Source organism: Pontibacterium sp. (assembly GCF_964228735.1).
Lineage (GTDB): Bacteria > Pseudomonadota > Gammaproteobacteria > Pseudomonadales > Balneatricaceae > Pontibacterium.
In genome coordinates, this window is the sequence record NZ_CAXRBQ010000066.1 from 1 (window position 1) to 8,404 (window position 8,404).

Consider the following 8,404-nt stretch of genomic DNA (forward strand, 5'->3'; position numbering starts at 1 on the left):
TCATGCGGGTACTTCAGGTGAGTTTATTTGAGCGAAAACCACTGGTTGAGCTATTAAATCCAGAGCCACCAGATAAGCAAAAAAGGGATCCTCAACTGAGGATCCCTTTATGATCAAAAACTATGGGACAGCAGTGACCCAAGGGTCGCTTTTTTATTGCCTGCCAACAGCCTTAGCCGCTGACATTGGATTAACGCGGCTGTTCGATGCCCACGATGATCCAGTCTGCATTCTCAACGGTCATGTCACGGGTCAGGTGCCAGATCTCGTTGAACTCGGTGGTCTGATCGGAATCTTCCTTCAGCCAACCGTAGAAGTTGATGCTTACCACTACATGGTCATCTTCGGTGATGAAATTGGCCATCTCTGCCATCACCGATACCACTTCGGTGGTCTGGCTTTCCGGCAGCTTGGCACGCTCTTCTTTCAGCGCATTCAGCAGCTCTTCAGAGGTGTAGCTTGCGATCTCATCCCAATCGCTGTTGTCCCAGGCACGCTGCAGAATACCGAAGTGATCACGCGCACCCGCCAGGAAGGCTTCTTTGTCAAACCACTCTGGAGTCTGCGGTTCGCCGCTGCCAAAACCGGAGCTGAACGCAGGAGTAGAAGGCTTAACATCTTCAACTTTTGGCTCTTCGAATGCGGTACGCTTCTGCGCACGTTCTGGACGCATCTCGTACTGTGCGCCGTCCGTTGCATATTCCGGCGGTCGTTGCGACTTCCTGAACATCGAGAAAATCTTGAAGGCGATAAACACAAACGCCAGAAGCAGCAGGATATCCATAAACTGGATACCTTCAAATGCACCACCGAAGAACAGTGCGCCCAACAGGCCACCTGCCAGCAGACCTGCCATCAGGCCACCAAAGCCACTACGTTTTTTAACCGGCTGCTGGGTTTTGGACGCAGTAGTCGCTGTGCTCTGTTTCTGCTGGGTTGGTGCCGGAGCAACCTGTTTCTTTTTTGGGGTTGAGAAGCTCTTACCGAAGGAGGAACCACCACCGAGGCGCTTGGCTTCGGCGTAATCTACGGTGAACGTGAAAGAGGCCAGAACGACCATCAGGCTCACAAGAAAAGTACGCATAAAACTTCCTAGGTTTGTAATTTTATTCGTTTCAGGGTATCAGCAATAACCGCGAGGTAGATACCGGCGAATATTAATACCACACCCCATAGGTGGAAGGAATAGAGCTGTTCCCCCAAAAAAATTGTGGAAAGCAGCAGCCCGAACACCGGCATCAGGTGGATCGCCAGCCCTGCAATCGATGCGCCTAGCTCCTCCACCCCTTTATTCCAGAATATATACGCCAGTATAGATGGAAAGATCGCCAGATAGAGTACGGCTGCACCCACTTTAGCGTTCAGTTCAATCGGTTCGGCTGTGCGCATCTCCCAAAAAGTGAGTGGCGCCAGGAAAATAACCGCTACAATCACGGTCGCCCCAAAGAAGGTGAATACATCCAATTCTTTAGGCTTCCAGCGCAAAGCGACGGAGTAAACGGCCCACACCAGAACCGCACCGGCAATCCACAGATCCCCTTTGTTGAACTCAAGCCCTGTGAGTACCGACAGATCCGCACGGGAGATCAGCACTGCAACACCACTGAATGACAGCATGATACCCAACCACTGTTTGCGTGAGCCCCGTTCACCCAGAAACAACGCACCGATCACCAGGATCAGAATCGGGATGATCGATTGCATCAATACCGCATTGGTTGCCGTTGTATCCTGTACACCGATATAGATCTGGGTGTTAAAACCCGCCACACCCACAACACCGTAAAAGATCAGCTTGCCGATATTGGCTTGAATCACTTCGCGTTTTTTATATAGACGGGGAAGTAGCCAGGGCAGGATCAGCAACAGCGCCAGCGTCCAGCGGGAAAACGCCATGGTGATGGGCGGTATGTCCATGTGCATGGCGCGCGCCAGCACAAAGTTACCCGACCAGAACAGCGTGGTCAGGACCAGTAACAGATAAGCCAAGGCAGAATCCTTATTGCCGGTTGAGAATTCGGGAGAGAAGATTGCCCGTCGGTTCGTTGCCGGTCAACAGGTAATGGAGTGTATTAAAGTTGTTCATGGTCCACTCCATACGGCGCAGCGATTTGCTCTTACCGCAGAAGAGGATCTCATCCCCAGGTTTAAGCACATCCAGCTCGCCCGGCAGGATGTCGTAGATATCGTCGGTGTGCAGCATCAGAGGGAATGCCGACAGGCTTTGGGTCCGATCACGAGGGTCTTTCAACAGGACGCCTAGATTGACATCTACCCCGCTGTTCAGCATCTCGATCAGCGCCGGTGAGTTTTCCTCATCCACCCGCACAGACCAGCTGTCCAGCTCCTCTTCCTGAGTCACACTGTTCATCCGGTTGAGTAGAGTGTGCGCCCATACATCGTCGTAGGCCTGCATCTGCTCGATAAACACCGGCAACAGCGGTGACTTCAGGTGAGCCAGCACCCGGTTGGCGATAATCTGGCCGGGTTCCATGATGAAATCCGCCTTGGAGTTCTTAAACACCAGCTTGTTGGCATGCACGTTTTGGCGTACCACGGTCACCAGATTCTTGTTCATCTCCCGCGCAGTCATGATGATCGACAGATTGTCCGCATCGTTGTTGGTACCGGCGATAATACCCACGGCATCCTCGACCCGGGCTTCACTCAGTGTCAGCGCCTCGGTGCCCTTACCACGCACCATATACGGCAACCCGGCATCCATCTCCGGATTACTGTCTACCACCGTCAGTTCTACATGCTCTTCGTTGAATTCCCGGTACAAGGCACTGCCAAAACGGCCGTAACCACAGATGATCCAGCGACCTTTGGTTTTCTTGTAAGCGCTGGAAAGCGGACGGTGGTAGGGATTCACCAACCAGTCGTATACCAGATGGGTGTAAGGCGCATGAGCCGCCAGAGAGAGATATTCCGCGTACACCCGGAACGGGTCCACCACCAGGTCCGTACCAAAGGACAGCAGGTTGGCGGTGGTGGTATCCGATTCGGTGCGGCTGATCACAATACGTTCCGGACGCAGTAATTTGCTGGCGATCGCCACAGACAGGTTCACCTGATCCACATTGGTCAGCGCCAGCACACCCACACACTTGTCATGCTGCAAACCGGCATCATCCAGTACATCCGGCAACGAGGCATCAGCACACAAGCCCGGTACCTCGAACGGCAGATTGCCACTGATCTCCAGTGAATCGATCTTGCTCTCGTTGATATCAATGACCACCGAGCGAATACCGCGCTGGCCCAACTTGTTGACGATAATCTCGCCGGTGACCCCGTAGCCACACACCAGATAGAAGGGTTCGGTGATCCCCTGCACTTTCCGCACAAAGGAGCGACGACGTAACATGCGACCAAACACCGGTTCCTGTATCAGGGCCAGAATCGTACCGATACCGTACAACCAGGCGATGACGGTGGCGTAGATGGTAAAGAGCGTCCACATCCGCTGCCCATCGGTGAACGCGTACGGGATCTCACCAAAGCCAATGGTGGAGCCCATAAAGGAGACAAAATAGAACGCATGGAAGAAATCCATACGATAGGCATTGCCCTGGTCATCCACCCCAGGAATCAACACGAAACCCAGGATTGATACCGAGTACACCAAAATCATTGTGATCAGCGGCAATCGCAGGCGCCGCAACAGGGCATACAGTACGTTATTCATGACAGGCGTTCACTAACCAGCCGCAGCCGTTTAGCGCCGTACCATGATGGTTTCAACCATCAGCAGGATCACGGAGATAATGTTGGCCAGCAACGCCCCGCCGCTGAGCGATACCACACTGCTCATATTGGATGGTGTCATGCCCACACCACTCACCTGTTCGGCATACCCCCAGATCAGAGCGGCAACCACCAGCTGCAGGTCTGCCACCAGCGACGTTGCCATCATCAACGCCCCTAGGTGGGTGCGGTCGCCAAACTTGAGCGCGGTACAGATCAGGCTCACTACGATGGCAGCAAAGAACTCAAAAACGTTGTGGTGCTCGGGATTGTCGATCTCTCCCAGAAAAAATCCAAAGTTCAGGGTGAGCGCCAATACGATAAAGAACGCGAATATCACTTTCTCTTTGTTCATGTGTCCTACCTGTTTTCCTTCCCGAGGCCAGGGATTTTCAAGCACCTATTCGCCGGATTGTAGCACTTGAAGCGCAGCTGCGTACCGCTGGGAAAGGAACTATATTGCTTCCTATCAATCGAAATAGGTTCTTTTCCGAAAATCTGTTAATAATTAAAAAGCCGAAACTTAGAACGAAACCATTGATTAAAAAATAGACAGATTAAGCATATCAATATAGGATCGAGTGCTTATTCAAAAATAACAAAGACAGACTAAGGAACCTGCCGGACGAACTGATGCGAATCAGCAACTGTCGTTGTAGACAGGCTCCCTAACTTCAGAAGATTGATGCCCATGACCCAACTGAAGCGCCTGCCATTCAGCACTTACGTAGTGTTCGTCCTCCTGTTTGTTTTTGGGAAACTTGCCCAAGCGGGAGTCCACAAAAGTTCCACTGATCCTCGGGAATACCTGACCTTCAGCCTGCCCAACCAGATGAAAGTGTTGGTCATCTCCGATCCAAACACCGCGAAGGCAGCCGCCTCTCTGGATGTAGCCGTTGGTTCCAACGCCAACCCTGAAGGCCGTGAAGGCTTGGCCCATTTCCTTGAGCATATGCTGTTCCTGGGTACGGAAAAGTATCCGGAAGCGGGTGACTACCAGGCGTTTATCAGCTCCCATGGCGGCAACCACAACGCCTACACCGCGTACGAAAACACCAACTATTTTTTCGACGTGAAAGCCAATGACCTGGAACCGGCGCTGGATCGCTTCTCCCAATTCTTTATTGCACCGCTGTTTACCGAAGAGTATGTAGACCGTGAACGCCACGCGGTGCATTCCGAATATCAGTCTAAGATTCGCGACGACGGTCGCCGCATTTTTGCGGTCACCAAAGAGATCCTGAACCCGGATCACAGCTACAGCGACTTCGCTGTGGGTAGCCTGGAGACCCTGGCAAATAACGAAAATGGCAAGATCCGTGATGACCTGATCAGCTTCTACGAGCAGTATTACTCTGCCAACCTGATGTCTCTGGTTGTGCTGGGTAAGCAGTCTACTGAAGAGCTCAAAGCAATGGTGGAAGCGCGTTTCGCGGCCGTACCAAACCGCAACGCGGAGCCGTTTCGTAACAACACCAGTCTGTTCAAGCCGGGCAGCTTGCCGCTGAAGCTGAGCGTTCAAACCATTAAAGACCTGCGCTATATGTCGCTGACCTTCCCTGTGCCGGAGATCCGCAGCCACTGGCGCAGCAAACCGCTCTACTACATCAGCAGTCTGGTCGGTTACGAAGGTGCAGGTAGCCTGCTGTCCCTGCTGAAAGAGAAAGGTTGGGCGACCGGCCTGTCCGCGTCCACCGGTTCCGATCTGCCGGGCGAGTCCACGTTTCACGTGAACATCGCACTGACGCCAGAAGGCATGCAGCAGCAGGAGGCGATCGCACAGCTGTTCTTCAGCTACGTAGACCTGATCCGTCAGGGTGGTGTCAGTGAAATGCTGTATCAGGAAGAGAGCGACCTGAACCGTATTCAGTTCCGTTTCCAAGAGCAGAGCGAACCGATCCACTATGTAAGCCAGCTTTCCAGCCAGTTGCGTCGCTTCCCGGCCGAAGAGGTGATTCGTGCGCCGTATATGCTGGAAGCGTTTGACGCCGAACTGATCCAGCAGTATCTGGCAGCGATCCGTCCGGACAACATGCTGCTGACCGTAAAAGCGCGAGATCTGGAAACCGATCAGAAAGATCCATGGTATCAGGCAGCGTACAAAGCAGAGCCAATCAACGAAGAGACACTGCAGGCCCTGCAGGCACAGCCTCAGGTTGCCGATCTGTTTATCCGTGGCAGCAATCCCTTTGTGGCAAGCAACCTGGACCTGAAAGATCCAAGCTCCGCGACGGACAGTCCACAAGTGCTGGTCGAAAAACCAGGCCTGACCCTTTGGCACCATCAGGACAGCAGCTTCAAGACACCTAAGGCCAACCTGTTCTTCAGTGTAATGTCTGACCGTGCCAACCGTACGGCCCGTGAAGCGGTGCTCACCAGCCTCTACACCCGTATGGTGAAGGACCAGATGAACGAGATCCTGTACGACGCCTATGTGGCAGGTCTGGGGACCGACATTTATCCACACATGAAAGGTTTCAGTGTGCGCCTGTCCGGTTACAACGAAAAGCTCCCAGTGCTGCTTGAGAAGGTAACTCACGCGTTAAAGAAGCCTGAGCTGGATGCCGAGCGTTATGCCGTAATCAAGCGCCAGTATGCCGATCAGCTGAAAAACGCCCGTAAAGAGAAACCGTTCAACCAGACGATCAACGAGATCTTCCAGCTGCTGCTGCCGCAGTGGAGCACGGAAGAGAAACAGCTCGCGCTGGAGATGATTACCTTTGAGGATCTGAAGGCATTCGCACCACAGCTGCTGGCGGAAACCGACCTGCGTATCCTCGCCCACGGCAACCTGGTTGAAGAAGAAGCCACCACCATGGCCGACCAGATCGTTGCCCAGCTGCTGAACAAACCACAAGCCAAGCACCTGTCGGAAACCCCTGTGGTTCATCTGCAGCGTGGTCGTCCGTTCGTACAGACTCTGGACCTGCAACACAACGACTCGGCGATCAGCATCTACTACCAGGGTAACGACGCCAGTCTAAAAACCCGCGCGGAATTTGCTGTGTTGAGCGAGCTGATGTCCTCGCCGTTCTACAGCCGTCTGCGCACCGAGAAGCAGTTGGGTTACGTGGTATTTGAAACCCCACTGCCGCTGCGTAAGGCTCCGGGCCTGGCCTTTGTGGTGCAGTCCCCGGTGGCAGACCCGCTTACGCTGGAAACCCATATCTCCTCCTTTATGGATGAGATGGGAGAGCAGATGCTGAGCATGACCGATGCACAGCTGGATAAATACAAGCGCAGTGTGATCTCCCGCATCCTTAAGCAGGAGAATAGTCTGAGCGACCGCACCGCCCGATACTGGAAGCAGATCGACCGTAACAACGCCGATTTCTACAGCCGCGAAACCTTGGCCAAGTCGATCGAGGAGCTCTCCGTTGAAGAGCTGAAGAAAGGATTTGAACAGCTACGTGAGCGCCAGTTGGTGGTACGCAGCTTTGGCTTGAAGCATATGCAAACCGCCAGCCTGGAAGAGATCGGTCGCACCTGTGATACCGAGATCGACTCCCTCAAGCTGGCCGGTGAGTTTATGCCGGAAGCGTAACGGTTATATCAACACCCACAAAAAAGGCGCCGATGGCGCCTTTTTCTTTGCTCGAATTCGAGATGTAAAGCCCGTTACTGCGGTGCATCCTCTTCAATGATCTCCAGCGCAGAACACTCCTCTCCAAAGATCAGGCAGCGCTCTTTCTTCTGGTCATCGTCGATGGTTTTGAACACCAGGTCTTCACCGGTGAGGGTTGGCCCCTCCTTCTCCAGCTTGTTCATTTGCACATAGAACTCGGGATCAGCGGCCGGTACAACCGTCGGTGGTGGCAACGTAGACGGCAGCGCATACGCTTTTACCTCCTCCATCGGCTCCACATCGAAGGTGCCCCGCGGTAAGCCTTTGTAGGCAACGGAGGGCTCGATGGCGAACACGATACTGCCCGTGGCAGGCGTGACGTCGTAGGGGATCGGATCGGGCACAGGCTGCACCTCCGCCCATACAGGCAGAGTCATGCTGGCAACCAGCAGGCACACATAATCCCCTCGTCGAATCACTCCACAAAATCCTCCATCGGATAGATAGATTCCGCATACACCGCCAGCTCTTCCAGAATCAGGCGGTCGCGGTCACTGCAGTCCGGTCGGGCGTACAACTCGTTCAGCCGGGCATAAAACTCGTTCATGGTGAGATGCCCGCTGTTGTCCGGCCCCAACAGTTTACGGGAACGGTACTCCTCCCAGATCTGCTGCTCTTCACTGGTCAGTATAAACGGGCAGTTTCGCGCCTTGTAGCGCAGGAACATCTCCTCCAGTCGTCCGTCCTGGAACGGCAGATCCAGGTTCGACAAAGTTTCCGGATCGGCGACTCTCACCTGCTCCATAGACTTCTTATCGGCATCGCTGAAGAATCCGCCACTATAAATCATCAGATCCGGATCACTTTCCGGTTCAAACGGATTATCACCAAACACCTCCATCAACTTATGCTGCAGGCCCTGCATGTTACGCAGGATCTGCAGATGGGTACGGCAAGTATCACCGTCAATCGACAAACGCTGTGCCTCTTCGGTGTTCAGCATGCCTGCCGGCGCGATGATTGGGCATTTGTTGGTGTGGATCTGCTTCAATGCGATGGTCGGATCAGATTCATCCAGATCCTCACGTC

General features: G+C 53.7%; 6 protein-coding genes and 1 pseudogene. 1 reads left to right on the top strand and 6 read right to left on the bottom strand.

Going from position 1 to position 8,404, the window contains the following annotated elements:
* Positions 1 to 190: 190 nt before the first annotated feature.
* Genes ACEQ15_RS06940 through ACEQ15_RS06955 form a run of 4 tightly spaced genes read right to left on the bottom strand, consistent with a single transcriptional unit; the run spans position 191 to position 4,105 of the window.
* Positions 191 to 1,084, bottom strand: a complete 894-nt coding sequence (locus tag ACEQ15_RS06940) for a Tim44 domain-containing protein (RefSeq protein ID WP_370278404.1) — start codon at positions 1,082 to 1,084, stop codon at positions 191 to 193.
* 8 nt (positions 1,085 to 1,092) lie between these two features.
* Positions 1,093 to 1,989, bottom strand: a complete 897-nt coding sequence (locus ACEQ15_RS06945; protein ID WP_370278405.1) for a DMT family transporter — start codon at positions 1,987 to 1,989, stop codon at positions 1,093 to 1,095.
* A 10-nt stretch (positions 1,990 to 1,999) separates the two neighbouring features.
* Positions 2,000 to 3,691 carry a TrkA family potassium uptake protein gene (locus tag ACEQ15_RS06950; RefSeq protein WP_370278406.1) on the bottom strand — a complete coding sequence of 564 codons (1,692 nt, stop codon included), beginning with the start codon at positions 3,689 to 3,691 and terminating at the stop codon, positions 2,000 to 2,002.
* A gap of 30 nt (positions 3,692 to 3,721) precedes the next feature.
* A complete protein-coding gene (locus ACEQ15_RS06955; protein ID WP_370278407.1) occupies positions 3,722 to 4,105 on the bottom strand; it encodes a DUF6394 family protein in 384 nt (127 codons plus the stop codon).
* Positions 4,106 to 4,441: 336 nt separating this feature from the next.
* On the opposite strand from ACEQ15_RS06955, the gene ACEQ15_RS06960 reads away from it, so the two are divergent.
* On the top strand, positions 4,442 to 7,294 hold the full coding sequence (locus ACEQ15_RS06960) for an insulinase family protein (protein WP_370278408.1): 2,853 nt from the start codon (positions 4,442 to 4,444) through the stop codon (positions 7,292 to 7,294).
* Positions 7,295 to 7,368: 74 nt separating this feature from the next.
* Here ACEQ15_RS06960 and ACEQ15_RS06965 read toward each other — a convergent pair whose 3' ends face one another.
* Positions 7,369 to 7,752, bottom strand: coding sequence for a hypothetical protein (locus tag ACEQ15_RS06965; RefSeq protein WP_370278409.1), 384 nt, complete (start codon positions 7,750 to 7,752; stop codon positions 7,369 to 7,371).
* A 38-nt stretch (positions 7,753 to 7,790) separates the two neighbouring features.
* Positions 7,791 to 8,404: pseudogene (locus ACEQ15_RS06970) on the bottom strand (exodeoxyribonuclease I); the annotation flags it as partial.

What these genes read in the sequence shown, in the direction of transcription:
- ACEQ15_RS06940 (WP_370278404.1), bottom strand. Translation starts at nt 1,084, where the DNA reads ATGCGTACTTTTCTTGTGAGCCTGATGGTCGTTCTGGCCTCTTTCACG.
- ACEQ15_RS06950 (WP_370278406.1), bottom strand. Translation starts at nt 3,691, where the DNA reads ATGAATAACGTACTGTATGCCCTGTTGCGGCGCCTGCGATTGCCGCTG.
- ACEQ15_RS06955 (WP_370278407.1), bottom strand. Translation starts at nt 4,105, where the DNA reads ATGAACAAAGAGAAAGTGATATTCGCGTTCTTTATCGTATTGGCGCTC.
- ACEQ15_RS06960 (WP_370278408.1), top strand. Translation starts at nt 4,442, where the DNA reads ATGACCCAACTGAAGCGCCTGCCATTCAGCACTTACGTAGTGTTCGTC.
- ACEQ15_RS06965 (WP_370278409.1), bottom strand. Translation starts at nt 7,752, where the DNA reads ATGACTCTGCCTGTATGGGCGGAGGTGCAGCCTGTGCCCGATCCGATC.